Origin of the sequence: Actinoplanes palleronii, assembly GCF_016862315.1 — a bacterium.
Taxonomy (GTDB): Bacteria; Actinomycetota; Actinomycetes; order Mycobacteriales; family Micromonosporaceae; genus Actinoplanes; species Actinoplanes palleronii.
The window spans coordinates 18,598-42,097 of the sequence record NZ_BOMS01000045.1; the positions used below are offsets into that span (position 1 = coordinate 18,598).

The 23,500-nt window shown below is 73.3% G+C and carries 23 protein-coding genes; 10 read left to right on the forward strand and 13 right to left on the reverse strand.

Annotated features, from left to right (window positions below; all coding sequences use genetic code 11):
• Positions 1–3: 3 nt before the first annotated feature.
• The 3 genes from Apa02nite_RS16230 to Apa02nite_RS16240 form a co-directional block, all read right to left on the reverse strand.
• A complete protein-coding gene (locus Apa02nite_RS16230) occupies positions 4–792 on the reverse strand; it encodes a discoidin domain-containing protein (protein WP_203825684.1) in 789 nt (262 codons plus the stop codon).
• Positions 793–884: 92 nt separating this feature from the next.
• Positions 885–2,621, reverse strand: coding sequence for a putative bifunctional diguanylate cyclase/phosphodiesterase (locus Apa02nite_RS16235; protein ID WP_203825685.1), 1,737 nt, complete (start codon positions 2,619–2,621; stop codon positions 885–887).
• 46 nt (positions 2,622–2,667) lie between these two features.
• A complete protein-coding gene (locus Apa02nite_RS16240; RefSeq protein WP_203825686.1) occupies positions 2,668–3,864 on the reverse strand; it encodes an FIST signal transduction protein in 1,197 nt (398 codons plus the stop codon).
• A gap of 82 nt (positions 3,865–3,946) precedes the next feature.
• On the opposite strand from Apa02nite_RS16240, the gene Apa02nite_RS16245 reads away from it, so the two are divergent.
• The 4 genes from Apa02nite_RS16245 (at position 3,947) to Apa02nite_RS16260 (ending at position 6,780) form a co-directional block, all read left to right on the forward strand.
• Positions 3,947–4,324 (forward strand): VOC family protein, encoded by a 378-nt coding sequence (locus tag Apa02nite_RS16245; protein WP_203825687.1) that lies wholly within the window; start codon positions 3,947–3,949, stop codon positions 4,322–4,324.
• A gap of 360 nt (positions 4,325–4,684) precedes the next feature.
• Positions 4,685–5,431 carry a hypothetical protein gene (locus Apa02nite_RS16250; RefSeq protein WP_203825688.1) on the forward strand — a complete coding sequence of 249 codons (747 nt, stop codon included), beginning with the start codon at positions 4,685–4,687 and terminating at the stop codon, positions 5,429–5,431.
• On the forward strand, positions 5,428–6,321 hold the full coding sequence (locus tag Apa02nite_RS16255) for an alpha/beta fold hydrolase (RefSeq protein ID WP_203825689.1): 894 nt from the start codon (positions 5,428–5,430) through the stop codon (positions 6,319–6,321). The genes Apa02nite_RS16250 and Apa02nite_RS16255 overlap by 4 nt, the downstream gene beginning before the upstream one ends.
• An 81-nt stretch (positions 6,322–6,402) precedes the next feature.
• Positions 6,403–6,780 carry a hypothetical protein gene (locus tag Apa02nite_RS16260; RefSeq protein WP_203825690.1) on the forward strand — a complete coding sequence of 126 codons (378 nt, stop codon included), beginning with the start codon at positions 6,403–6,405 and terminating at the stop codon, positions 6,778–6,780.
• Positions 6,781–7,082: 302 nt separating this feature from the next.
• Here the strand turns inward: Apa02nite_RS16260 and Apa02nite_RS16265 are convergent, their stop codons facing one another.
• From Apa02nite_RS16265 to Apa02nite_RS16275, 3 genes are read right to left on the reverse strand one after another with little or no spacing between them, the layout of a single operon-like run.
• Positions 7,083–8,315, reverse strand: a complete 1,233-nt coding sequence (locus Apa02nite_RS16265; RefSeq protein WP_203825691.1) for an RNA polymerase sigma factor — start codon at positions 8,313–8,315, stop codon at positions 7,083–7,085.
• On the reverse strand, positions 8,312–8,665 hold the full coding sequence (locus Apa02nite_RS16270; RefSeq protein WP_203825692.1) for a YciI family protein: 354 nt from the start codon (positions 8,663–8,665) through the stop codon (positions 8,312–8,314). Before Apa02nite_RS16270 ends, Apa02nite_RS16265 begins: the two co-directional genes overlap by 4 nt.
• A gap of 44 nt (positions 8,666–8,709) precedes the next feature.
• A complete protein-coding gene (locus tag Apa02nite_RS16275; RefSeq protein WP_203825693.1) occupies positions 8,710–9,597 on the reverse strand; it encodes a metallophosphoesterase in 888 nt (295 codons plus the stop codon).
• A 65-nt stretch (positions 9,598–9,662) separates the two neighbouring features.
• Here Apa02nite_RS16275 and Apa02nite_RS16280 point away from each other — a divergent pair, with 65 nt between their 5' ends.
• Positions 9,663–10,043, forward strand: a complete 381-nt coding sequence (locus tag Apa02nite_RS16280) for a hypothetical protein (protein ID WP_198170979.1) — start codon at positions 9,663–9,665, stop codon at positions 10,041–10,043.
• 9 nt (positions 10,044–10,052) lie between these two features.
• Here the strand turns inward: Apa02nite_RS16280 and Apa02nite_RS16285 are convergent, their stop codons facing one another.
• Positions 10,053–11,315, reverse strand: coding sequence for an erythromycin esterase family protein (locus Apa02nite_RS16285; RefSeq protein ID WP_203825694.1), 1,263 nt, complete (start codon positions 11,313–11,315; stop codon positions 10,053–10,055).
• Between the two features lie 348 nt (positions 11,316–11,663).
• On the opposite strand from Apa02nite_RS16285, the gene Apa02nite_RS16290 reads away from it, so the two are divergent.
• On the forward strand, positions 11,664–12,203 hold the full coding sequence (locus Apa02nite_RS16290; protein WP_203825695.1) for a hypothetical protein: 540 nt from the start codon (positions 11,664–11,666) through the stop codon (positions 12,201–12,203).
• A 1,079-nt stretch (positions 12,204–13,282) separates the two neighbouring features.
• Here Apa02nite_RS16290 and Apa02nite_RS16295 read toward each other — a convergent pair.
• Complete coding sequence (locus tag Apa02nite_RS16295; protein ID WP_203825696.1) at positions 13,283–14,314, reverse strand: aminoglycoside phosphotransferase/kinase family protein; 1,032 nt, start codon at positions 14,312–14,314, stop codon at positions 13,283–13,285.
• A gap of 113 nt (positions 14,315–14,427) precedes the next feature.
• Here Apa02nite_RS16295 and Apa02nite_RS16300 point away from each other — a divergent pair, with 113 nt between their 5' ends.
• Positions 14,428–14,835 (forward strand): YciI family protein, encoded by a 408-nt coding sequence (locus Apa02nite_RS16300; protein WP_203825697.1) that lies wholly within the window; start codon positions 14,428–14,430, stop codon positions 14,833–14,835.
• Positions 14,836–14,845: 10 nt separating this feature from the next.
• Positions 14,846–15,985, forward strand: a complete 1,140-nt coding sequence (locus tag Apa02nite_RS16305; RefSeq protein WP_203825698.1) for an RNA polymerase sigma factor — start codon at positions 14,846–14,848, stop codon at positions 15,983–15,985.
• Positions 15,986–15,994: 9 nt separating this feature from the next.
• Here Apa02nite_RS16305 and Apa02nite_RS16310 read toward each other — a convergent pair whose 3' ends face one another.
• The gene (locus Apa02nite_RS16310) at positions 15,995–16,582 is read right to left on the reverse strand and encodes a hypothetical protein (protein WP_203825699.1); all 588 of its coding nucleotides are present in this window, start codon (positions 16,580–16,582) and stop codon (positions 15,995–15,997) included.
• 104 nt (positions 16,583–16,686) lie between these two features.
• On the opposite strand from Apa02nite_RS16310, the gene Apa02nite_RS16315 reads away from it, so the two are divergent.
• Together Apa02nite_RS16315 and Apa02nite_RS16320 are read left to right on the forward strand one after the other, a co-directional pair.
• Entirely contained in the window at positions 16,687–17,112 is a 426-nt protein-coding gene (locus Apa02nite_RS16315; protein ID WP_067695088.1) for an Rrf2 family transcriptional regulator, read from the forward strand.
• A complete protein-coding gene (locus Apa02nite_RS16320; protein ID WP_203825700.1) occupies positions 17,109–17,720 on the forward strand; it encodes an NIPSNAP family protein in 612 nt (203 codons plus the stop codon). The genes Apa02nite_RS16315 and Apa02nite_RS16320 overlap by 4 nt, the downstream gene beginning before the upstream one ends.
• Before the next feature lie 33 nt (positions 17,721–17,753).
• Here the strand turns inward: Apa02nite_RS16320 and Apa02nite_RS16325 are convergent, their stop codons facing one another.
• The 4 genes from Apa02nite_RS16325 to Apa02nite_RS16340 form a co-directional block, all read right to left on the reverse strand.
• Positions 17,754–19,262, reverse strand: coding sequence for an FAD-dependent monooxygenase (locus tag Apa02nite_RS16325; RefSeq protein WP_203825701.1), 1,509 nt, complete (start codon positions 19,260–19,262; stop codon positions 17,754–17,756).
• Positions 19,263–19,414: 152 nt separating this feature from the next.
• The gene (locus tag Apa02nite_RS16330; RefSeq protein WP_203825702.1) at positions 19,415–20,551 is read right to left on the reverse strand and encodes an alanine racemase; all 1,137 of its coding nucleotides are present in this window, start codon (positions 20,549–20,551) and stop codon (positions 19,415–19,417) included.
• Positions 20,544–22,085, reverse strand: coding sequence for an IucA/IucC family protein (locus Apa02nite_RS16335; protein WP_203825703.1), 1,542 nt, complete (start codon positions 22,083–22,085; stop codon positions 20,544–20,546). Before Apa02nite_RS16335 ends, Apa02nite_RS16330 begins: the two co-directional genes overlap by 8 nt.
• Positions 22,082–23,455: an IucA/IucC family protein gene (locus Apa02nite_RS16340; RefSeq protein WP_239164350.1), complete on the reverse strand. Its 1,374-nt coding sequence runs from the start codon at positions 23,453–23,455 to the stop codon at positions 22,082–22,084. The genes Apa02nite_RS16335 and Apa02nite_RS16340 overlap by 4 nt, the downstream gene beginning before the upstream one ends.
• Positions 23,456–23,500: the final 45 nt, after the last annotated feature.

A 23,500-nucleotide genomic window follows, 5' to 3' on the forward strand; every position in this document is an offset into this window, starting at 1 on the left:
AGCTCAGCGGACCTGGAATTCCAGCAGCGAGTAGCCGTATGCGCTGAGCCGCTGCAGGCCGAACACCCGCACGTAGCGGGCGACCCGGTTCTTCGCCGGGATCGTCACGGTGCCGCCGGTGCCGTCGGCGGTGCCGTAGAGCTTGGTCCAGGTCCTGCCGTCCAGCGACGTCTCGACCCGGTAGCGCACCGCGTAGGAACGTTCCCAGCTCAGCGTGATCGTGGTCAGCTTCCAGCGGCGTTTCAGGTCGGCGCGCAGCCACTGCTTGTCGGTGAAGGCGCTGGACCAGCGGGTCGCCGGGTCGCCGTCGCACGCGTATCTCGGCAGCCACGGGTCGCCCTCGACTCCGGAGGCGGTGCAGGTGCCGGCGAGCGCGAGGTTCGTACCGGAGGGGTTGGCTTTTCCGGTCGGACTCTTGCTGGCGGCCGGAGCCTTGCTCGGCGCCTGCGCCGCCTCGGACGTCTCGGTCGCCTCAGCCGGTTCCGACGTGTCCGTGGGGGACGGGGGCGCGAGGGTGGTTGCGGTCGGCGTGGGAGTCACGGACGCGTCCGATTTTGATCGGTACGCCACGGCGCCACCCGCCGCGAGCCCCACCACGAGCAGCCCGACCAGCCAGCCCCGCCCTCGGCGCTTCCGCGCAGGCTCCGGCGCTGGCGGCGGGGGCACCGGAGTCGGTACGGGCAGCACCGGCACCCCGGACGCGCCAGGCCTCGGTGGCCGTGGCGGCATCCGGGTCAGCCGCAGATTGTCCGCTCGCGACGGCACGCGCCGCTGGTTGTCGAACTCCGCCACCCACGCCCCCTGATACTCACCTGTGGAGGCATATCTTGGCGTACGCATCGCCCGGTTCCGGAACCGGGCGATACTTATCGGTCAATGGCAGGTCAGGCGGCCAGGGGGGTCGACAGCGACGCCAGCAGATCCTCCGGGTGCACCGGCCGGCACAGGTGGTAGCCCTGACCCAGATCGCAGCCGAGCAACCGCATGGCGTTGCGCTGCGCCTCGGTCTCGATCCCCTCGATCACGGTCCGCAGCCGCAGCGTGCGGGCCAGCTCGACGATGGTCCGGATCACCGCGAGGTCCGCGGTGGTCGGTTGCCCCTTGCTGATGAACGCCCGGTCGATCTTCAACTCGTCGACCGGCAGCCGCTGCAGGTACGACAGCGACGAGTACCCGGTCCCGAAGTCGTCGATGGACACGTCCACCCCGAGGTCCTGCAGGTCGCGCAGGCAGGCGATCGCCGTGCGCGGGTCGCTCATCAGCACCGACTCGGTCAGTTCCAGGGTGACCGCCTGCGGTGGCAGCCGGGTGTCGTTGAGCATCCGCTCCACGTCCGAGGCGAACTGCGGGTCGGTCAACTGCCGCCCGGACACGTTCACGTTGATCCCGAGGTCCGGCCGGATCCGCCGCCACAGCGCGGCCTGACGTCCCGCGGTGTTCAGCACCCACCGCCCGAGGTCGCTGATCAGGCCGGTCTCCTCGGCCATCGGCACGAAGTCGGCGGGGGAGACGTAGCCGCGTTCCGGGTTCTGCCAGCGGACCAGCGCCTCGACCCCGACCGGCTCGCCGGTGTCCAGGGAGATCAGCGGCTGGTACTGCAGCCGGAACTCGCCGAGCGTGAGCGCCCGCTGCAGGTCGCCGTTGAGGGTCAGCCGGGCCAGCGCCTCGGCGTGCATCTGCGGCTCGAACAGCACGACCCGGCCCGGGCCCTCCTGCTTGGCCCGGTACATCGCCACGTCCGCGTTGCCCAGCACCTCGCCCGGCGCCGGACCGGGACCGGCCGCGATGCCGATGCTGGCGCCGATGAACACCTCCTGGCCGCCGACCACGAACGGCTGCTTGATCGCGTCGATCAGCCGCTGCGCGACCGGGACCGCCTGGTCGGCCGGGCACGTGTCGAGCAGGATGGCGAACTCGTCGCCGCCGATCCGGGCCGCCGTGTCGGCCGGGCGCAGGCAGGCGCGGACCCGTCCGGCGACCAGGCCGAGCAGTTCGTCGCCGGCCCGGTGCCCGAGGCTGTCGTTGACCGCCTTGAACCGGTCCAGGTCGATGAAGAGCACGCTGGTCGGGTCGTCGCCGGCGAGCTTCTCGGCGAGCATCTCCAGGAACAGCACCCGGGTCGGCAGGCCGGTCAGCGAGTCGTGCCGGGCCTCGCGCAACGAGTCGATCAGGGCGAGGCGTTCGGTGGCCTCCCGTTCGCGTTCCTCGCGCAGCCGCCGCTCGGCGGTGAGCAGACCGATGTTGGCCAGGGCCAGCCCGATGGTCTGCGCCATCGCCTGCAGCAGCTGGCGCTCCTCCGGGTCGAGAGGATCGCCGGCCCGGGCGACCAGCAGCGCCCCGTTCGGGTCGCCGCTGAACCGGGCGCTCGTCACGTGCAGCTCGTCCAGTCCGGGCACGGTCAGCGTGGCCGGGCGCTGGTCGCCGGCCAACAGGGTGTCGAGCTGCTCCCGGCCCAGGCCCCAGGCGACCTGGACCCGGCCGTCGCGCAGCACCGCGCCGATCTCGGTCTCCAGCACCTCGGCGGCCCGTTCGACGGCGACCATGACGGCGGAGAGCTCCTCCTGCGGCCCGCAGACCGCGGCGAAGAACTCGGTGAGCTGATGGGTGGTCCAGTGGTTCATGCCGCTTCCCCCGCTTTTTCCTCGCGCCGGTTCAATGGGGGCGCCCTCAGGCCAATGCCAGCGTGACGAGCGTGAAGTGGTGCATGCCGAGCGCGCCGCGGACCCGGGCGATCTCGCCGGTGCTGTAGAAGCCGCCGTACGGCACCCCGTCGAGCCGCTTGCCGAACTCGGCGTTCTCCTGCTCCACCCCGGCCGGGCCCAGCTTGATCCACCGGCCGGCGCAGTCGAAGACCAGCATGCCCAGCGCGGGCGCGCCGCCGAGCGCGTCGAGCGCCTGCCCGGACGCGTCGGCCGCCCCGTTGATCAGTGACTCCTGATCCGTCTCCATCAGCCAGATCAGGGCGCCCTGCGGCACGTCGGCGAGGCAGAACAGCGACCTGTCGCCCCGGTCCCCGTCGTGGATCACCCGGATGTCCTCACCGCTGCGCCGGGACAGCCCCAGCGGATGGTGGAACGCCAGGTCCCGGAACGCGGTGATGTCGTCGAGCGCCGAGTCGTCGACACCGAGCCGGCGCAGGAACACGTCGAGGGCCGGCTCGCCGTCGAGCTCCAGGATCCGCCCGCCGTTGCTGCTGGTGACGACGAGGGCGTCACCCTCCTTGCGCCAGCCGTGCGCGATGCCGACGCCCATCGGCCCGTCCGACCCGATCGCGATCCCGATCACCGCGTCCGACATGATCTCCACGCCGTCGCGGCCGCCGTGGAACTGGTAGGTGCGCACGTAGGTCAGGTCGTCGCCGGCGTACCCGCCGACCAGCGGGATCGCGGCACCGACCACCGAGAACGCGCCCCGGACGATCTCGTGCTGGGTTCCGGTCAGCCCGTCGCCGATCATCAGCAGCGCCTTGTGCTCGCCGTCGAGGCCGGCCAGGCAGGCCGCTGCTTCGGCGCCGGCTTCGCGGAGGCGACCGGTCACTGCACGAGCGATTTTCGTACGCACGGTGAAGCCCGCCCCGCCCCACGCCGTGATCGCGACCCCGGCCCGGCTGACCCGGCCGTCGGCGAGCTGCCCCGACGTGGTGCAGCCGACGATCACGGTGTCCGCGCCGGCCTGGGCCCGCAGCGCGTCGAACAGCTCCGGCACGTGGTACCCGACGGAGCAGAACACGAACACCACGGCCGCGTCCCGCCCGGCCAGCGCCGCACCGGCCGCCTCGGCACCGGCGGCGGCGGGGTCGGTCAGGGTGCTGTGGCCGGTGCCGAACCAGCGGGTGGCCGTCCCGGTGCTGCTGACGTGACTCATGCCCGTGGTCATCGGCCGCCGACCCGCCGAGTTGAGCTCCGACGCCGCGATCGGCCCCGCATCGACCGCTATCGTGCGACGGGTGACCGCCTTCATCCGCAACGTCTCGTTCGACGCCGCCGACCCGTATGTGCTCGCGGTCTTCTGGAGTGAGGTGGTCGGGCATCCGGTGCACCCGGACTGTGCGCCCGGCGACCACGAGGTGGTCATCGAGCCGCCCGGCGGGCCGCGCCTCTACTTCCAGGCGGTGCTGGAGTCGAAATCGGTCAAGAACCGGGTGCACGTCTGCCTGCAGCCGGCCGACCTGTCCCGGGACGCCGAGATCGACCGGCTGCTCGCGGCCGGCGCGACCCTGTTCGCCGACCACCGCACCCCGGACGGCGCCGGCTGGGCGGTCCTGCAGGACCCGGCCGGCAACGAGTTCTGCGTGACCCGCGCCGACTCCGAACGCCACCCGTGACCCGGCGCCCCCGCCGGGCGCCACCCGTGATCCGGCGCCCCCGCCGGGTCCCACGCTTGACCCGCGCTGGCGCTGAACCCCGCGCCTGACCTGCGGGCGGACGGCCGCGACGCGCGTCACCGTCCTCGGCTGGTTGTCAGGGGTGCCTCCGGCCTCTCGAGACACCCCTGACAACCAGCCGACTGCCGTGAGCTGGCTGCCAGCGGTGTCTCCGGCGTGCGGAGGCACCCCTGACGGCCAGCCGGGGATCCGCGGCTGGTGCCGGCGGTGGTGTCGGCGGGGTTGAGGCTGCCGTGCGGGCCAGCTGGAGTGGGGACGGCGTTGCTGTCCGGGTTTGATCGTGGTCGATAGGCTGCGGGGGTGTCTGCTCGTGCTGCTGCGCTCTGGGCCATCCCGTTCGCGATCGTGGGTCTGCTGCTGCGGGTGGCCGCCCACCTGACCGACTTCACCCTGCTGGTCGATCCGTTTCCGGCCGGGATTCTGCTGGAGCTGCTGGCGTTCGGGCTCAGCGTCGGGCTGCCGCTGGCCGCCTACCTCCTGCTGACCCGCCGGGACCGGGTGGCGCCCGCGACCTGGGTGCTCGACCCGGCCGGACGCCGGATCGTCGCCGGGCTCGCGCCGCGGCCGGCCGGGCTGACGCTGATCGGCGTCGCGCTCTGGGCGCCCCTGGTCCTGGACACCGAACGGGTGGCGGGCGAGAGCTACCGGCAGTTCGCCGGGTTCGACCCGCTGGCCGTGGTCAGCCTGATCGGCGCCGCGCTGCTGTTCACCGCGCTCGCGGTCTCCGTGGCGACCGGCCGGCCGTGGGTGGCGCTGGACCGGGACGGCATCGTCCGGCAGGACCTGTTCCGGCGGGACCGGGTCGGCTGGGACGAGCTGACCGCGGACCAGCCGACGTGGTGGACCCGGCTGCGGACCAGGGCGCTGCAGGTCGGCCGGATCAAGCTGCCGGTCTCGTCGCTGCACATCGACCCGACCCTGATGGCCTTCACGATCCGCAACTACCGCCGGGTGCCCGAGCTCCGCGAGCAGATCGGCACCGCCGAGAGCCTGGCGCTGCTGCACGATGCGTACCGCAGCAGTTTTGTTGATACACTTGCACCATGAAGAACGTTGACGGCATCAGCGCCTTCACCACCGACGAGGCCGAGCGTCGCTTCGCCGCGGCCTATCGGCAGGGGTTCGCCGACCTCTGGCCGGAGCCGGCCGTGCCCATCCCGGTCGCCACCAGTTATGGCGAGGCGGTCGCCTATCGTCTCGGCCCGGCCGAGGGGGTGCCGATCGTGCTCCTGCCCGGCTCGGGTGGCAACGCGCTGACCTGGTATCGCTATGTCGAGGCGCTCGCCGACCGGCATCCGGTGATCGCGCTCGACCCGATCGGCGAGCCCGGCGGCGCGACGCAGACCCGGCCGATCCGCGACGCCGGCGACGTGGCGGCCGCGCTCGAGGAGACCCTGGCCGGGCTCGGCGTCGAGCGCGCCCACCTGGTCGGCATGTCCTATGGCGGCTGGGCACTGCTGCGCCACGAGCTGGCCTTCCCGGGGCGCGCGGCGAGCCTGACCCTGCTCGATCCGGGCGGTCTCGGCCGCCTCGGCGCGCGGTTCTGGATCTGGTTGGTGGGCGGTGCGGTCGCCGGTCTCACTCCCGGCCCGCTGAGGCGGCGGCTTTCCCATCTCGTACGCAACGCGGTGCTCCGTGACGACGCCCTGATGGTGTTCCTGCCCCTGATCATGAAGTTCCGCCGCCGTCAGCCGATGCCGGACGCGCTGACCGACGCGGATCTCGCGGCGCTCACCGTGCCGACGCTGATCATGATGGGGGAGCACAGCGCGCTCTACCGTCCCGAGGCGGTCGCCGAGCGGCTGCGGCGTGTCCTGCCCGCCGCCCGGGTGGAGATCGTGCCGGGCGCGTCGCACGACCTGCCGGCGCACTCGCCCTACGTGGTCGCGGCCCGGATAGCCGAGATGGTTTCGCCTGCTCAGCGCCGGGGTAATTGATCACCATACCTCCGGTTTGGGACGACACTGCGGCATCGCCGTGTCGTGTCGGCCCGTCCCGCGGAGGTAACAATGCACAGCATGGTTCCGCTCGCCCTGATGGCGACGACGATCGGGTTCGCACCGACCGCCCAGGTGTACGACGCACGGATCTACGACCGGGACAGCCGGCTGCTCGCCGAAGCGCGCTTCGACGCCGCCGGTGACACGTTCACGGTGACGAAGCGGTCCGCCGACGGCGGCCGGGCCTATCTGGAGTTCCGCTACGTCCGCGTGGACGGCACGGTGCAGACCGGCAGGCATCAGGGCCCGGCCACGGCCGACGCGAGTGTCAGTTTCGGTCACGATTTCGGCGAGGGCCGCCGGCTCACGTTCCGGGTGTGTGTCACCGAGGAGCACGGCTTCAACCCGTGCAGCGGCACAGCCGACGGCGAGAACTGGACCGTCGCCTACGCCTGACCAGCGGGGGTGCCCATGCGACCGGCCGGGCCCGCGCGGGCCGTGCTCCGTGTGACTGGCCTGGCCGCGCCTGGCCGCGCCTGGCCGCGCCTGGCCGCGCCTGGCCGCGCCTGGCCGCGCCTGGCCGCGCCGGGCCCCGCCGCGCCGCGCCGGCCCCGCCTGGCCGACCCGCAGCCAGGGGCCGGGCAGGTCGTTCGTCACCGGGCCAGAACGGTCCGGCCGGCCGCGCCCGGCAGCCGGTCTCCGTCCGGGCCGGTCTCCGTTGGTCCCATCCGCGCATTCGGGCAGCTCGCGGCCGTCGCCTAGGCCCGGCCGCGCACCTCGGCCAGCCGGTCCAGCAGGAACGTCCGCTCCCGGTGGTTGCCGGTCAGGGTCAGGGCTTCCTCGTACGCCGACGCCGCCTCGGTCCACCGCTCCAGCCGGCGCAGGAAGTCGGCGCGGGCCGCGCTCAGGTACGCGTACGTCGCCAGCGCCGGGTCACCGAGCAGCGGGTCCAGCGCGGTCAGCCCCGCGGCCGGCCCGTCGCGCAGGCCGATCGCCGCCGCGCGGTTCAGCCGTACCACCGGCGAGCCCGGCCACAGCCGGTCGAGCACCCCGTAGAGCGCGACGATCTCACCCCAGTCCGTCTGCTCCCAGCGGGGCGCCTCGGCGTGCACCGCGGCGATGGCCGCTTCCACCGCGTACCGTGTCGGCGGCCTCCTCCGCAGCGCGTCGGTGAGCAGACCGGTTCCCTCGGCGATCTTGCCCGCATCCCACCGTGACCGGTCCTGGTCAGCGAGCAGCAGCATCCGCCCGTCCGCGCCGACCCGGCTCGCGGATCGCGCGTCGATCAGCAGGAGCAGCGCGAGCAGCGCGCCGACCTCGGCGTCGGCCGGCATCAGCAGGTGCAGCAGCCGGGCCAGGCCGATCGCGCAGCCGGTCAGGTCGGTCCGGATCAGGTCATCGCCGGCCGCCGCGGTGTGCCCGGTCGTGAAGATCAGATGCACCACCGGGAGCACCGCGCCGACCCGCTCGCCGAGTTGGTCCGGCCCCGGCACCCGGTACGGGATCCGCGCCGTGGCGATCTTGCGTTTGGCCCGGGTGATCCGCGCCGCCATGGTCGGCTCCGGCACCAGGAACGCCCGGGCCACCTCGGCCGTCGACAGCCCGCAGACCAGCCGCAGGGTGAGCGCCACCTGGGTCTCGCGGGCCAGCGCCGGATGGCAGCAGGTGAAGATCAGCCGGAGCCGGTCGTCGGTGACCTCGTCCGGCCCGGGCGCCACCTCGTCCGCGACCAGCAGCGGCAACCGCCGGCGCAGCGCCGACTCACGGCGCAGCACGTCGAGGGCCCGGTTGCGGGCCACCCGGGTGAGCCAGGCGCCGGGCCGCTCCGGGACACCGGAGCGCGCCCAGACCTCGAGGGCCTGGGCGTACGCGTCCTGGGTGCACTCCTCGGCCAGCCCCAGGTCCCGGGTCAGTCGCGCGGTGGCGGCCAGCACCCGGGCCCAGTCGCGGCGGTGCGCGGCCGCCACCGCCGCGCCGGCCTCCCCGGTCATCCGCGGGTCACGACCGGGCGGATCTCCACACCGCTGTGCGACGCGTGCACCTCGGGCAGCAGATCGACCAGCTTGAGCACCTCGTCGAGGTCAGCGGCCTCGATCAGGTAGAAACCGCCGAGCACCTCCTTGGTCTCCAGGAACGGCCCGTCGGTGATCAGCTGAGTGTCCGATCCCGATCGGACGGTGGTCGCCGTCGAGGACGCCTCGAGCTGCTCGCCGCCGAGCACGCGCGCGCCGGCGGCGTCGTTGAAGGCCTGGTGGGCGGCGCCGTGCGCGGCCCACTCCGCCGGGGTCATCGCGTCCCAGCGCGCCTCGTCGCCGTGGATCAGGAGCATGAACTTCGCCATCGTGTCGTCCCTCTCGCCTCCGGCCCGGAGCCGGGCCACTGAACCTACGACGAACGGCGGCCGTACCGGATCGACAACTCAGCGATCCGATCCGCGCCGACGTCGTACGCGGGCTGCCCGGCCCGTGGATCCCGGGCGTGCAGGGTGTGCAGCACGGGGGAGTGCGGCCCGCCGAGGTCGACCAGGCTCGCCGACGCGCCGCGGACCGCGCGCACGGTGTCCGGCGCGGCGGTCAGGTCGATCCGGTTGACCACACCCGGCGTCACCCACACCGGCACGCCGGCCAGGAACCCGGACACCTGCGAGTGAAAGTGTCCGCAAAGGATCAAGCCGACGTCGGTCCCGGCGATCACCGCGGCGAGGTCGTCACCGTCGCGGAGGCCCATGGCCTCCTGCGCCAGCACCCCCGGGACGGCGAGAGGTGGGTGGTGGAAGGCGAGAATGCTTCGGTACGGCGTGCGCGCCAGCACCCCACGTAGCCAGTCCCGTTGCACGGGGCTGATCCACCCGTACGGCTCGCCCGGCACCAGCGAGTCCAACGTGATGATCCGGTACCCGCCGACGACCGTCACGGCAGCGCGCTCCCCGCCGGCCGAGCGCAGCCACTCCACCGCGCCGTCCCGGCCGTCCGCGCCCAGGTGGCCGCTGCCCAGCACCTCGGTGAACGCACCCCGCTCGTCGTGGTTCCCGGTCGTGAAGACCACCGGCACCCGCCGCTCCCGCGCGAACCCGCCGACCATCGCCAGCACGTCCCGGTACGCCGTCACCGACCCGTCGTCGGCGACGTCCCCGGTCACCAGGACCACGTCGAGGCCGGGGACCTCGGCGCAGTCGAGCAGCATCCCGCGCAGCGCCTCCCGGGCGTCGATCCCGTCCCGGTTCACCCCGGCGGCCGCGGTGACGTGCGTGTCCGACAGGTGCAGGATCCGCATCCCGACACGCTATCGGCTGACTCCGCCGGTAGCCGCCCGCCGTCCGCCTTTGCCACAATCGTCGCGTGACAGCCGATGAGCTCGTGACGATCGAACTGACCGAAGAGGAACGACAGGTGCTCTCCCGGGCTCTGCACGAATGGGCCGGCCCGGCGCACTGCACCGAGGCACTCGCCGTCGCGATGGGCTTCGGTGGCGTCGCCGACCTGCTCGCCGAGGGAAGCAGGATGCGCCCCCTGATCCGCGCCGGCGAGCCGCTCAGCCGCCGCGACTGGCGCCGGGCACTGATCTCCGCCGAGATCGTCTTCGCCAGCGACGTGTTCGGCTCGGGCATCGACTGGTCGATCGCCACCGGCCTGAGCGACGAGGAGACCATCCAGATCCTCCGCCCGCTCCAGCGCAAGATCGCCCGGGTCGCCCGGATCCACCAGCTCAGCGAGGCCTGACCGCCGCGGTCAGGTGAGTTCGGGCAGGACGGTGACCAGGTCGAACGCGTCCGCGACCGGCAGGTCCAGGTAGCCGTCCAGGTTGCGGTAGCGCTGCGGGCCGCCGGCGCCCCGCAATGGCCGCAGGTCGGTGACCCGGGGCGCGCCCGGCGCCGTGAGGAACGCCTCGACGCTGCCCGGGACCGGTGCGGTCAGGTCGACGGTGAGGACCTCGACGCCGGTCTCGGTGCCGGGCGCCGCCCGCCGGGTCGGGGTCCGTCCGCCGGTGCAGGTCAGAGCAATGCAGACGTACGCGTCGGCCAGCTCCGCGGCCAGGTGACTGCCCATGACCGGGACCTCGGCGGTGCCACCGAGCAGGATCGGTATCCGCTGCAGGTGGGTGTTGGCCGCCGAGATCACCAGCTTGCGGCCGTCGCGGAGCAGGTGCCGGGCGGTCTCCGCCATCGCCGCGTCCCGCACGTTCACCGCGGTGTGGATGCCGGAACCGCGCACGGCGTGCAACTGGGCGCGCAGCATCTGGTCGAGCAGCACCGCCAGGCGCAGCTCGTGGCGCGCGGTGGCGTACCCGTCGGCGCCACCGCCGTGCCGGTCGGGCCCGGTGTGCCCGGCCGCGCCGCCGTGCCGGGCGTACTGCGGGCGCAGGACGTCGACCCGGGCGGCCAGCTCGGCCAGCAGGACGGTCAGCGCGTCACGGTCGGTGGCCGGCGCCGCCGCGTAGGCCCGGAACGCCGGCATGGTGTGCGGGCTCGCCCACTTCCCGGCGTACGTCCGAATCTGATCGATGATCTGACCCGCCTCCGGATCGACTGCGGTGAGATAACCGGCGACCCCGTCCACCGCCGGCAGCAGCGAGCCGAGCTGGGCCGGCAGGTCCAGCCCGGCGAAGCGCACGTCCCCGCCGCGCCGGTGCTGGTCCCGCAGCCAGCCGAGCCAGCGCCGGGTCTCGGCGGTGTGACCGAATCCGTAGGTCAGGCCCCGCTCGGCGATCTCCGCGACGTCGCCGGGCTCCTCGCCCCGCACCCACCGGCCGACGGTCAGGCCCTCGCTGAAGCCGGACTCCAGGGCCACCGCGGAGAATCCCATCCGCTCCACGAGGAACCGGGTCATCCGGTTCCTGACCTGCTGGTATTCGCGGACGTTGTGTGCCGACTCGCCGATCCCGACCACCTGCGCGTCCCCGAGGAGCTGCCGCAGCGGTTCCAGGTCGTCCAGCCCGGCATCCGGGTCCAGCGTCGCCATCGTGAACGCGTCAAGCTCGGTCGCTTTGATCACCGGTGATCCTCCGTGTCCGATTCAGGCAGGGACCGCCACCTTAGCGGACACCCCGGGCTCCTAGAGTCCTAGGACGCTCGAGGGGTTGCGGTCGCAGCCACGCCGACTTTCGCCGGGGCTGATCGACGATCCCGGCCCGGTGCAGCGCCGCCGGGCTCGGTGCCCGCAGGCCGGGTCGTGCTCGGTGGACCGCGTCCGCGGGTCGTGCTCGGTGGACCGCGTCCGCGGGTCGTGCTCGGTGGACCGCGTCCGCGAGGGGAAGGACCTGGCTGACCGGCAGACGGGCGTGGGTAGGCTCGCCCATGCTGATCACGCACGTCAGCGGTGTGCCCGTGGCAGGGGGAGTTCGTGGAGTTCTCGGAGGCGGTCGCGAGCGGCGCGGGGATGTTCGGGCTGTGGTCGCCGCCGGCGTTTCGCGGGGTGGTCGACTACGGGACGTGGGAGGCGGAGCTGCTGGAGGACCAGGACATCGACCGGCACATCCGGTCCGGCGCGTTCGTCCCGATCAACATTCACAGCGACGGCGAGTTCCAGTTCCTGGTTCGCATCGGGTCCGCGGGCCTTCCGGCGGCTCTGACCGTACGGGAGCGGGCCTACCTGGTCGTCGCCTCGGAGCCGTACCTGTTCGTCGCGACGGACGGCGCCCTGCTCAGCGGCATCGAACACGCCGGCGCCAAGCCCGGACCGGCCCTGCGCGTGCCACTGCCACCCGGCCGCTGGCAGGTGTGCATCTTCCTGCTCGACTGGACCGCCGAACCCGGCCACCAGGACCGGGAGGGCGCCCCGCTGCCAGGAGCCCTCCCGGATTTCACCCTGCTGCTCAACCCGGCACCCCCGACCGCCGTCTTCCGCACCAGCATCGAAACCTTCCCCCGCGCCATGCGCTGACCAGCAGGTTCCGCACCAGCGGCCACCCGCGCTCCCGCGCACCAGCGGTCACCCGCGCTTCCGCGCACCAGCGGTCACCCGCGCTTCCGCGCACCAGGGGTCACCCGCGCTTCCGCGCTTCCGCGCTTCCGGGCTCCCGGGCTCCCGGGCTCCCGGGCTCCCGGGCTCCCGGGCTCCAACGGTCACCTGCGTACCCGCGTGCTCTCCGGCCGAGGGGCCTTGCGGTGCGCGTTGTCGCCACCGCAAGGGCGGTAGCAGTCCGCGGTGCCGCGACGCGTGCGCGGACCGCCCCCCTGAGGGCTGCAATCGCCCGCGATCGGCCATTGCGGACCCGCACCGCCCTCTTCTCACCCCTTACCCGCCCCGAAACCCTCGCCCGCTGCCGCAGAGCGACGCTTTGGTCCCGGCCGTCCAGCCCAGCCCGGCACCTTCCAGCCCGGCCCGGCATCGCTGGCCCGCCACTTCACCTCACCCGGACCGCCAAACCACCCACAGCCGGCCCGACCCGAGCCGCTCGCCGACCCTCACCCCGCAGTCACAGGAATTCGGCAAGCACAAGCGGCCGGCTGGTCCTGGGGGGTGTCAAACGGCGTCGGAGGCACCCCTGACCGCCAGCTGGGCGCGGCCGGCTGGTCCTGAGATGTGCAAAAACGTGCCGGAGGCACCCCTGACGGCCAGCCGGGCGCGGCGGGCTGGCCCTGGGGGGTGGGGGGTCAACCGTCCGGAGGCACCCCTCACCGCCAGGCGGGCGCGGCCGGCTGGTCCTGGGAGGTGCCAATCGCGCCGGAGGACACCCCTCGCCGCCAGCTGGGCGCGGCGGGCTGGTCCTGGAGGGTGTCAAACGGCGTCGGAGGCACCCCTGACCGCCAGCCGGGCTCGTGGGGCTGGTGCTGGCCGCTGTGTCAGCGGCCTTGACACGACCCTCAGCGCCAGCCGCGTGCGGTGGCCGCCCCGCTGGGTGGAACAGCGTGGGGACATGAGCCGCGCACTGCCCCTCACCGCCAGGGCCGGTCCGCCTGCCGGGAGCTCCGGCTACCTGATGAGACAGACCCGCCGTCGCGATCCCCGCAGGCGCTGCGTTACGCGCTCTCGGCCCACTCCGCGACCACCTCGAAGATCGGGGCGCGCCCGGCGAACCGTTCCGCCATGTCCCGGCCGTCGTAGCTGTACCCGTTGGTGCCCGCCGCCGTGCCCGCCGCGGCCACCATCCGGGGCGCGAACCAGAAGAACCGCGCCGCGCCCGTCACCCGGATCGCCCGGCGCACCACGTCGGGAGCCACCGCGCCGCGCATGCCCCGCACATACGCCGAGGTGACCGTCTCCAGGACCTCGTCCAGCAGTTTCACGTCGAGCAGGCCGTCGAAGAACGCGTCCAGCGCCATGTTCGCGGCGTCGCCGCCGATCGCGCCCGGGCCGACGAACGTCCAGTCCAGCAGCACCGGCCCGCGGTCGGCGTCGATCAGGTTCATCGCCCACAGGTCGTGGTGGCACATGGTCTGCGGCAGTGCCCGGGCCGCCGCGAGCACCTCGAAGCGCCGCTCCCACAGCCGCCGTAATCCGGTCCGCAACCGCGGTGACCAGGCCGCGGTCACCACCGGGTGATCCCAGTCGAGGTGGTCCGGCACCGGCTGGGCCAGGGTCGCGTCGGCCAGGAAATCCCGGGGCAGCCAGGCCGCTTCCAGGTGCGGGCGGGTGGTCCATCCGGCTTGGGCAAGACCGATTTTGTACGCGAGGTCGCCCATCTCGGCCGGTCCCCACGTCGAGCCGGGTGTGCCCGCGACGTCCTCGAGCCACATCGCGACCGAGCCGTCCGCGCGGTCGTGCGTCGACAGGCACTCCGGCGCGGAGAGGCCGCCCTCGGCGAACAGGGTGGCCGGGACTCCTGCCTCGTACGCTGAAGGCTCTCGCCTCCAGTAGTTGAAGTGACCTGGATCCGCGCTCGCGGCCATGTGTGCCGCGGCCCCCGCGCGCCGGGGTGTAGCGATCTTGAGGATCGCGGTCCGGTCGTCGCGGCGGACCCGCCACACGCCGCCGGTGGTCTCGTTCGCCGACCCGTGTTCGAGCTCCTCGGCGACCCACCCGTCCCGCACGAGATCGATCGGCACCGTCATGATCCAAACGTACCGAAAAAAGTTCTGGCGATGATGTCGAGAACGGGCGGGCGGCTCCGTCCCCGTGGCGAAGGTGACGACAATGGGTCGCACCGGAACCGAGGAGAATCATCATGGCGAAGTATCTGCTGCTCAAGCACTACCGTGGCGGCCCGGCTCCGTGCAACGACGTGCCGATGGACAAGTGGACGCCGGAGGAGGTCACCGCGCACATCCAGTACATGAACGACTTCGCGGCGCGGCTCGAGGAGACCGGCGAGTTCGTCGACGGGCAGGCCCTGGCGCCGGAGGGTGAGTGGGTCCGGTACGACGGTGAGGGCCGCCCGCCGATCACCGACGGGCCGTTCGCTGAGACCAAGGACCTGATCGCCGGCTGGATGATCATCGACGTGGACAGTTACGAGCGGGCGGTCGCGCTGACCGGGGAGCTGTCGGCCGCGCCCGGCGCCGGTGGCGAGCCGATCCACGAGTGGATCGAGCTGCGGCCGTTCCTGGCTCACCCGCCGACGATCACGGAGTGACCTGCTGACCATGGATGACGCGCTGCTCCGGAGCCTCACCCCGGGCGTGCTCGGTGTTCTCGTCCGCCGCGGAGCCGACTTCGCGGCGGCCGAGGACGCCGTCCAGGACGCGCTGGTCGAGGCGGTCCGCACCTGGCCGGCCGACCCGCCGCGGGACCCGAAGGGCTGGCTGGTCGCGGTCGCCTGGCGCCGGTTCCTGGACGCGACCCGGGCCGACGCGGCCCGCCGCCGGCGCGAGGACCTGGTCGACGACGAGCCGGCGCCACCGCCGGTGTCCGGGCTGGACGACACGCTGCACCTGTACTTCCTGTGCGCGCACCCGTCGCTGACCCCGTCGTCGGCGGTGGCGCTCACGCTGCGGGCGGTCGGCGGGCTGACCACGCGGCAGATCGCCCAGGCGTACCTGGTGCCGGAGGCGACGATGGCGCAGCGGATCAGCCGGGCCAAGCGGACGGTCGCGGGGGTCCGGTTCGACCAGCCCGGCGACGTCGGCACCGTGCTGCGTGTGCTCTACCTGGTGTTCAACGAGGGCTATTCCGGTGACGTCGACCTGGTGGCCGAGGCGATCCGGCTGACCCGGCAGCTGGCGGCGGCGATCGACCATCCGGAGGTGGCCGGGCTGCTGGCCCTGATGCTGCTGCACCACGCCCGCCGGGCGTCACGGACCGCGCCGGACGGCAGCCTGGTGCCGCTCGCCGAGCAGGACCGGACCCGCTGGGACACCGCGGCGATCGCCGAGGGGGTGGGGATCCTGCAGATCGCGCTGTCCCGGGACCGGCTGGGTCAGTTCCAGGCGCAGGCCGCTGTCGCGGCACTGCACGCCGACGCGCCGACCGCCGAACAGACCGATTGGGTCCAGATCGTCGAATGGTACGACGCGCTGGTGCTCCTGACCGACAGCCCGGTGGTACGACTGAACCGCGCGGTGGCGGTCGGCGAGGCGGACGGCGCCCGGGCCGGTCTGGCGGTGCTGGCCACCCTGGACGACACGGTGCCCCGCTACGCGGCGGTGGCGGCGTACCTCCACGAGCGCGACGGCGACCCGGCCACGGCGGCGCGGCTCTACGCGGAGGCGGCCCGCAAGGCCCCGAACGCGGCCGAACGTGATCACCTGACCCGCCAGGCGGCCCGCCTGAACACCGGTCGGTGACGGCTCCGGTCAGCCGGCGGGCCCCGGCCGGCTCGCCTCGGCGATCAGGCGCAGGACCCAGCGGGAGCCGATTTCAGCGCCCGGGCCGGCGAACCGGAGCTGGAGGCGCCGCTGCTCCTGCCGCCCGGCGGCGTCGAGGTGCCCGCCGCCAGCCAGGCAGGTGGCCGCCAGCCGCACCACCTCGGGGTCGGCGTCCGCACCCCGAATGGGCCGGCCCTTCGCCCGCAGCCGGAGCAGGTAGCCGAGGGCGGTCAGTGCCGCGGCGCGGCTGTCGCCGTACCAATGGGCGGGTTTCATCGGGAAGCGCCCGGAGGCGGACGGCGTGCGGTGACCGAGGCGTTTCGCCGTGCTGCGCCGGGTCGCATAGGCGCGGACCTCGGCCAGCCACCGCTCCCGGCTGGCCGAGAGCAGGTCGACGGCCCGCAGCAGCGCCGCCTCGTCGTGGCGGAACGGCCCGGCCACCTGTTCCAGATGGACGAACGTCGCCTTGAAGCCGACCGGTTGGTAGTGCTGCACGCAGCCCGCGAGGGCGGAGACCCGTCGCCCGTACGGGAGCGCGGGGTCGCGCACCCGGCGCGCGTAGGTCCCGAAACTCATCCGGGCAGGCTAGTGCCTTGTGGTCGCTTGCCTTCCGTATGCTCGCCGGTTCACGTTCATGTTCGGGTTGCGAAGCGCGGCGGGTTGTAATAGGAATGGTTACGATGGCATCGAACAGCAGAGTGACGATCGCGGCGCACGCGCTGGCCTGGCTGGAGCTGGCCCGGCGGCGCGGGCAGGGCTCGCTGACCTCCGACGAGGTGGCCGCGAGTGTCAATACGAACCCGGTGATCCTGCGGCGCAGTCTCGGCGACCTGAAACGCGCCGGCCTGGTCACCGCCCGGCGCGGCACCCGGGCCGGTTTCTCGCTGGCCCGCCCGGCCGAGGAGATCACCATGTACGACGTGTGGATGGCCGTCGCGGCGGAACCGCTGCTGGCCCTGCACCGCTCGGAGCCGAACAAGGAGTGCCCGGTCGGCAACGGCATCCAGCCGGTCCTGACCGATGTGTACGACGAGGCGTCGTCCGCGTTCGGCACCGCGCTGTCCCGGCGCACCATCGCCGACATGCTCGACCGGATCCTCAAGTGATCGTCGAGCTGCGGCGGTACACGCTGCGCCCGGGCCGCCGCGACGAGCTGATCGAGCTGTTCGACCGGGAGTTCATCGCGTCGCAGGAGGCGCTCGGGATGGCCGTGCTGGGCCAGTTCCGCGACCTGGACCGGCCCGACATGTTCGTCTGGTTCCGCGGCTTCCCCGACATGGCGGCGCGCTCGCGCGGGCTGCGGGAGTTCTACGGCGGCCCGGTCTGGAAGCAGCACGGCCCGGCGGCGAACGCCACCATGCTCGACTCCGACGACGTCCTGCTGCTGCGCGCGACCGTGCCGCCGCCGGTGTCACCCCGCGACGGCGACGGTCGGCGCGAGGCCGCGGTGGTGACGGCGACCATCTGGTACGCCGATCGGCCGTTCGACGACACGTTCGCCCAGTGGTTCGCCGGCCAGGATTCCGGGGCGGTGGCGGTGCTGTCCACGGAGTATGCGGAGAACGACTTCCCGGCCTTGCCGGTCCGCGAGGGCGAGCACGCGTTCGTCTGGCTGACCCGCGACGGCCGCGAGATCGACGTGCCCGCCCGGTTCGCGGTGACCCGCACCGAGCGGCTGCGCCTGACCCCGACCACCCGGTCCGCCCTGTACTGAGAACGGACGCGGGTGGCGGTCGCCCGGGTGGGGTCAGTCGGTGGGCCGGCCGAACCAGCGGGTCAGGTGGGTGTCGAGGTCGTGCTGGTCGTCGCCGATCCAAGCCACGTGGCCGTCCGGGCGTAGCAGGAGGGCCGGAGCGTCCAGGGCCGCGGCCGGATCGCCGAGCTGGTCGACCCGGTCCGCCCAGCCGCCGACGGTCAGGTGCTCGGTGCGGTCCAGCAGCAGGGCGCGGCCGTCGTGCAGCTGGTCGTACAGATGACCGGTTTTGATTTCCAGGTCGGGCAGGCGGCGGCCGAGTAGATCCGGGCCCGGGCCGAAGTCGTAGCGGATCCCGATCGCGGTGATCTTCTCGAGCAGGCGCCGGTTCACCTCGTCGAAGTCCATCAGCTCGATGAGCAGCCGGCGCACCGCCTGCGGGCCCGGGCCGGCCGAGAGCAGCTCGGCCTGGGCGCGGGTGTTGTCCAGCACGTCGGCGGCGACCGGGTGGCGTTCGGCGTGGTAGCTGTCCAGGAGGGTGTCCGGGGCCCAGCCGTGGACCTGCGCGGCCAGTTTCCAGCCGAGGTTGACGGCGTCCTGGATGCCGAGGTTGAGGCCCTGGCCGCCGATCGGCGGGTGGATGTGCGCGGCGTCGCCGGCCAGCAGGACCCGCCCGACCCGGTAGTTCTCGGCCAGCCGGGTGGCGTCGCCGAACCGGGACATCCAGCGCGGCGAGTGCACCCCGAAATCCGTGCCGGCGACGGCCAGCAGCTGCCGCCGAAAATCATCGAGAGTGGGCGGCGCGGCGCGATGACCGGCTTCCGCGCGGCCGTCGGCTTCCGGTTGATGACCGGCTCCCGCGCGGTCGGGGAAAGCAGGCTCGGGGGAAGCCGGCTCAGGGAAGGGCGCGTCGGGGACGACGATGCGGTAGGCGCCGGGGCCGAAGGGTTGCACGCTGAACCGCTTGTCGGTCCGGTGGATCTCGCGCACGACGGTGGCCACCTCCTCGGGTGGCACCCCCACCGCCATCTCGCCCATCAGCGTGGCGTTGCGGGACGGCTCGCCGGGGAAGCCGACCCCGAGCAGTTTGCGCACCGTGCTGCGGGCGCCGTCGCAGCCGACCAGATAGCGCGCCCGCAGCCGCTCCCCGTCGGCCAGTTCGACGGTCACCCCGTCGTCGTCCTGCTCGACACCGGTCACCGCCACGCCGCGCCGGACCTGCGCGCCCCGGTCGATCGCGTGCTGCTCGAGCTGCTGGACGACGACCGGCTGCGGGATGCCCAGCAGGTAGGCGTGCGCGGAGTCCAGGCCGGCCGGTGCGGGTTTGTCGATGGCGGCGAAGTAGCTGCCTGCCGGCCGCTGCCGCCCGCGGTCGCGGAGGCGGTCGAGCAGGCCGCGCATGGCCATCAGCTCGAGGGTGCGGATGTGCAGACCGACGATGCGGACGATCGACGTGGGCTCGGTGTCCTTCTCCAGGACGAGTACGCGTACGTCGTGCAGCCGCAACTCGGCGGCCAGCATCGCACCGGTCGGCCCGCAGCCGGCAATGATCACGTCAAACATGGTGAAACCTCTCGGGAGTATGGGGCACTCCCGGCGACGCCTACGTCAGTCGCCCGCCCGTGACGGCAGGGGGAGCACCCACTTCGCTGCAACAGTCATGGGTCTCACCTCCTCGGGCCGTGTCACGGTCTAGCGGCAAACTACACGTCCGGTCACAGGATGACGAACGCGGGTGGCTCGTGGCGGAGGAAGTCGTGGTGCGAGATGTCCCAGCCGTACGCGCCGGTGCGGGCGAACACCAGCAGGTCGCCGACGCGCAGCCGGTCCACGTGCCGGCCGCGGGTGAGCACGTCGCGCGGGGTGCACAGCTCGCCGACCGCGTCGACCGGAGTGCCGGTGACCTGCGGGCGCGGGTACGGGCGGTCCCACGTGTCGACCGGCAGGACGGTGAACGGGTGGCTGTAGCCCCACGCGGCGGGCAGCCGGAAGTGGTGGGTGCCGCCGCGCAGCACCGCGAACGTGCGTCCGTGCGTGGTCTTGAGGTCGATCACCTCGGCGGCGTAGTGCCCGGCGTCGGCGGCCAGGTAGCGGCCCGGCTCGACGATCAGTTCGACGCCGTCCGGGACGGTCACGGCGGCGAGCGGTGCCACGTCCATCGACGCGTCCGACAGGTAGTCGACGCCGAGCCCGCCGCCGGCGTTGACGATCCGCAGCGGCACGCCGTACCGGAGACTGGTTTTGATCGACCAACTGATCGCGTCGGTGAGGAACGCGGCGTGGGCGGCGCCGTCGAGATTGTTGGAGACCGCGTGCAGGTGGAAGCCGAGCACGGTGAGGCCGGCCGGCAGGGCGGCGAGGACGTCGCCGAGCTGGGACTCGTCGATACCGAACGGGGTGGGTGTGCCGGTCATCGCGTGGCTGCCGGTGACGCCGACGCTGGCGCGGTTGACCCGCAGGCAGATGCCGGCGCGCAGGCCGAGGGCGGCGAGCCGGTGCGCCTCGAACAGGCTCTCCACGTTGATCAGGGCGCCGGCCCGGACCGCGGCGGCCAGCTCGGTGTCGGTCTTGGCGGGGCCGCCGAAGACGATCCGGCGGGCGCCGGCGGTGACGGCGAGGGCCAGTTCGCCACCGGAGGCGACCTCGAGGCCGTCGCACGCGTCGGCGAGAGCCTGGACGACGGCGGGGTGGCCGTTGGCTTTCACTGCGTACACCATCGTGGTTCTCGGGGGGAGGGCGGCCCGCAGCGTGGCGGCTCTCGTGCGCAGCGCGGTCGTGTCGTAGACGTAGGCGCACGCCGGCGTCGGCAGTGCGCGCAACGCGGCGGCGACGGGCGCGGGGACCTCAGCCATGCAGGGGATTCTCCACCGGGAGGTAGATGTCGCCGTCGCCGGCCAGCCGCATCCGGACCAGGGCTTTGTGCGGAACGGCCGGTGCGGTGAACGCGGCGTGGTCCTCGGCGGCGGCGGGCGACGTCAGGGTCGCGTAGGTCTCGTCGACGACGTCCCGGACGATCCGCCACGCCGCGGATTCATCGAGGGGCAGGTGCAGGACGATCTCGCCGAGGTGGGCCTGGAACGCGGTGTAGCCGAGCTTGGCGCGCATCACCGCCGGATCGTCGGTGCCGACGACCGATCCTGGCCACAGGTCGACGTGGTGTCCGGCGGCGGCCAGCCGGGGCAGGTGCAGGCGCAGGCCGGCGAAGTCGCGCAGCGCGAGGCGGTGGGGCCGGCCGTCGACGAAGGTGGGCAGGCAGTTCTGCAGGTGCGCTTCGAGGGCGACACCCTGGACGGCCAGGCGCAGTAACGGCGGCAGGATCAACCGGCTGTAGTCGTGCAGCCAGGCGGCCGGGTCACCGCCGTGCCGGCTCAGCAGCTCCGGCAGCCGGTACGGCAGGGCGCTGCCCGGGATCGCCTCCTCACCGGGTGCGAGCCGCCCGGTCAGCCCCTCGCGCAGGATCGCGGAGAAGTCGCGCCCGGACCCGGCGGGCACGGCGGCGCCCGCGGTCTCGGCCATCAGCAGCAGCGACGGCTCGTCGGCGGCGAGGCGGTGCAGCAGCGTGGAGACCGCCGGGCCGTTGCGGGTGCTGGCCACGCTGATGCTGCGCCGGGTCGAGGTGACCTGGATGTCCAGGGCGACCTTGAGGTAGTGCCGGGTGCCGTCGGCGGCCGCGGGCAGCAGCAGGGTGCGCAGCGCGGCGGTGGGGATCGCGTCCAGATGCCCGTCCAGGTGACGCAGGGTTCCGTCGGCGAAGAGGTGTGCGTAGCGCTGGGTGACCATGTCGTGCTGCCAGGCATGCAGAGGTTGCGCGCGGTAACCGGCGGGCGTTACCGGCACATCGATGAACGCCGCAAGATCATCGCCGAGGTGGGCGGCGTCGCGTACCGCCACGAACCGGATCTGCGTGCCCCCGGACTCCAGGTCGTGCTCCAGGACGTCGCCGGTGTCCCAGCCCAGCCGGGTCCGCCCGCACGGATGCAGGTTGTGACCGGAAATGGCCAGCCGCTCCCCGGCGATCGCGGCCTGATCGGCGTCCCCGCCGGGCACCGGGCCGGGCCGGGCCAGCGCGATCGCCAGGTTGATCACCGCGTTGCGCAGCTCGGCCGCGAACGCCGGCGCGTCGATCCCGGCCAGCAGCTCCACCGGGTCGGCGACCCCGGAGCGGGCGAACTCGACCCGGTGGAAGGCGTGCCGGGTCCCGCCGGCCCGGTCGTCGGAGAGCCCCTCGCGGGCCAGGGCACCGCGCAGTCGCCGCCCGACCGTGTCGGCGGCCTGCGGCAGCCGGTCGAGGAAACCCTCGACCAGCTGCGGCGCGTGCACGGCCAGGGCGGCCTGGGTGTGCGCGACCGCCGCGGCGAGCCGGCCGGTGGTGAGACTGGAAGTCATGCGTGCACCGCCATCGGGTTGGGCTGATGGGTCCAGATGTCGTCGAGCGGGTCGGCGGCGAGGCGCATCGCGGTGGTCGCCTTGATCGGCAGCGGTGCGGTGAGCAGCCGCGGTTCGGCGCGCAACCCGGCCGCGACGATCGCCCACAGCCGGTCCGGTTCCGCGCCGTGCCGCTCGGCGAACCCGTCGACGAGCTGGGTGGCGACCGTGCCGAGCGCGGCCGCCGCGACCTTGACGCGCAGCACGTCCGGGTCGTCGGTGGGCAGGTCGCCGTGCAGGTCGAGGCCGAGGCGCCGGTCGACCCGGACGCCGCCGAGGTCGCGGTAGAGGGTCCGGACCGGGTGACCGTCGCGGAGCACGACGAGGGTGTTCTGCCCGTGCGCCTCGAGCGCGACACCGCGGCCGAGCACGGTGGTCAGCGGCGCGAACAGGACCGCGGTGAGTTCCTCGAGCCATCGGTACGGGTCGTCGACCGTGCCCAGCAGCGTCGACGCGAAGACCCCGAGGGGCACGGCCTGCTCGCCGGGTGCCAGCCGGGGCGCGCGCCGGACCAGGTGGGCCAGCCGCCGGTCCGGCCCGTGCTCGGTGATCACCGCGCCGGCCTCGGTCTCGGCGAGGACGTCGATCGGCAGGTCCGCGGTGAGCCGGGTGAGGAACGCCGACAGGATCGGGCCGTTGTGCACCGCGGCGGGGGAGACGGTGCGCACCGCCGAGGTCATCTGCACGTCGACCGCGGTCTTGAGGTGCGGCCCGCCGCTGACCGGGGCGACCGTGCGCAGCGACATCAGCGGGCGCATCGGCCGGGTCGGGCCGGCGTCGGTCAGCCACGGGTACTCGCGCAGCAGCCGGGCGGCCTGCCACGGGTGCGCGTACAGGACCGGCTGGGCGGTGCCGTGCCAGCGCTCGGGCGGCACCCGCAGCCGGCGCAGGCGGATCACCGGGCGGTGCTCCGGGGCGTACGCGAGCACGTCGGCGACGGTCATCCCGGCGCGGGTCCGGCAGCACGGGTGCAGCGGGTGCCCGTCGGTCTCCCACTGCTCGATCCGGCCGAGATCGGTCTCGGTCACGGTGGGGGCGACGGCGTTCGCACGGGCCAGGGCGAGGTTGGCGACGCTGTTGGCGACCTCGGTGACGAACGCGGTGCCGGGCCAGAGCTTCGCGGTCAACTCGATCGGGTCCGGGCCTGCGATCTCTTCGCCGAGCTCGACGCCGGGCAGTGGCTCTCTGGACAGAGCCAGCCGCAGCCGGCGCAACACGGCCGCGCGGGCTCCCGGCAGCGCTGCGTCGTAGCGTTCGACCAGGTCAGGCCGGAGGTTTTCGAGATCGATCCGGGTCTGCGCCGGGTCGGCGGTGGGAGTCGGCAGCGGCACCCCACCATTGTCGCGTTGATCCGCGGCAGTGTCCTTTCAGGGCGT

Excerpts from the sequence above, each read along its gene's own strand:
- Apa02nite_RS16335 (WP_203825703.1), bottom strand. The coding sequence starts at position 22,085 with ATGACTTCCAGTCTCACCACCGGCCGGCTCGCCGCGGCGGTCGCGCAC.
- Apa02nite_RS16275 (WP_203825693.1), bottom strand. The coding sequence starts at position 9,597 with ATGCGGATCCTGCACCTGTCGGACACGCACGTCACCGCGGCCGCCGGG.
- Apa02nite_RS16255 (WP_203825689.1), top strand. The coding sequence starts at position 5,428 with ATGAAGAACGTTGACGGCATCAGCGCCTTCACCACCGACGAGGCCGAG.
- Apa02nite_RS16305 (WP_203825698.1), top strand. The coding sequence starts at position 14,846 with ATGGATGACGCGCTGCTCCGGAGCCTCACCCCGGGCGTGCTCGGTGTT.
- Apa02nite_RS16270 (WP_203825692.1), bottom strand. The coding sequence starts at position 8,665 with ATGGCGAAGTTCATGCTCCTGATCCACGGCGACGAGGCGCGCTGGGAC.
- Apa02nite_RS16235 (WP_203825685.1), bottom strand. The coding sequence starts at position 2,621 with ATGAACCACTGGACCACCCATCAGCTCACCGAGTTCTTCGCCGCGGTC.
- Apa02nite_RS16325 (WP_203825701.1), bottom strand. The coding sequence starts at position 19,262 with ATGTTTGACGTGATCATTGCCGGCTGCGGGCCGACCGGTGCGATGCTG.
- Apa02nite_RS16330 (WP_203825702.1), bottom strand. The coding sequence starts at position 20,551 with ATGGCTGAGGTCCCCGCGCCCGTCGCCGCCGCGTTGCGCGCACTGCCG.
- Apa02nite_RS16240 (WP_203825686.1), bottom strand. The coding sequence starts at position 3,864 with ATGAGTCACGTCAGCAGCACCGGGACGGCCACCCGCTGGTTCGGCACC.
- Apa02nite_RS16310 (WP_203825699.1), bottom strand. The coding sequence starts at position 16,582 with ATGAGTTTCGGGACCTACGCGCGCCGGGTGCGCGACCCCGCGCTCCCG.
- Apa02nite_RS16315 (WP_067695088.1), top strand. The coding sequence starts at position 16,687 with ATGGCATCGAACAGCAGAGTGACGATCGCGGCGCACGCGCTGGCCTGG.
- Apa02nite_RS16260 (WP_203825690.1), top strand. The coding sequence starts at position 6,403 with ATGGTTCCGCTCGCCCTGATGGCGACGACGATCGGGTTCGCACCGACC.
- Apa02nite_RS16295 (WP_203825696.1), bottom strand. The coding sequence starts at position 14,314 with ATGACGGTGCCGATCGATCTCGTGCGGGACGGGTGGGTCGCCGAGGAG.
- Apa02nite_RS16300 (WP_203825697.1), top strand. The coding sequence starts at position 14,428 with ATGGCGAAGTATCTGCTGCTCAAGCACTACCGTGGCGGCCCGGCTCCG.
- Apa02nite_RS16265 (WP_203825691.1), bottom strand. The coding sequence starts at position 8,315 with ATGACCGGGGAGGCCGGCGCGGCGGTGGCGGCCGCGCACCGCCGCGAC.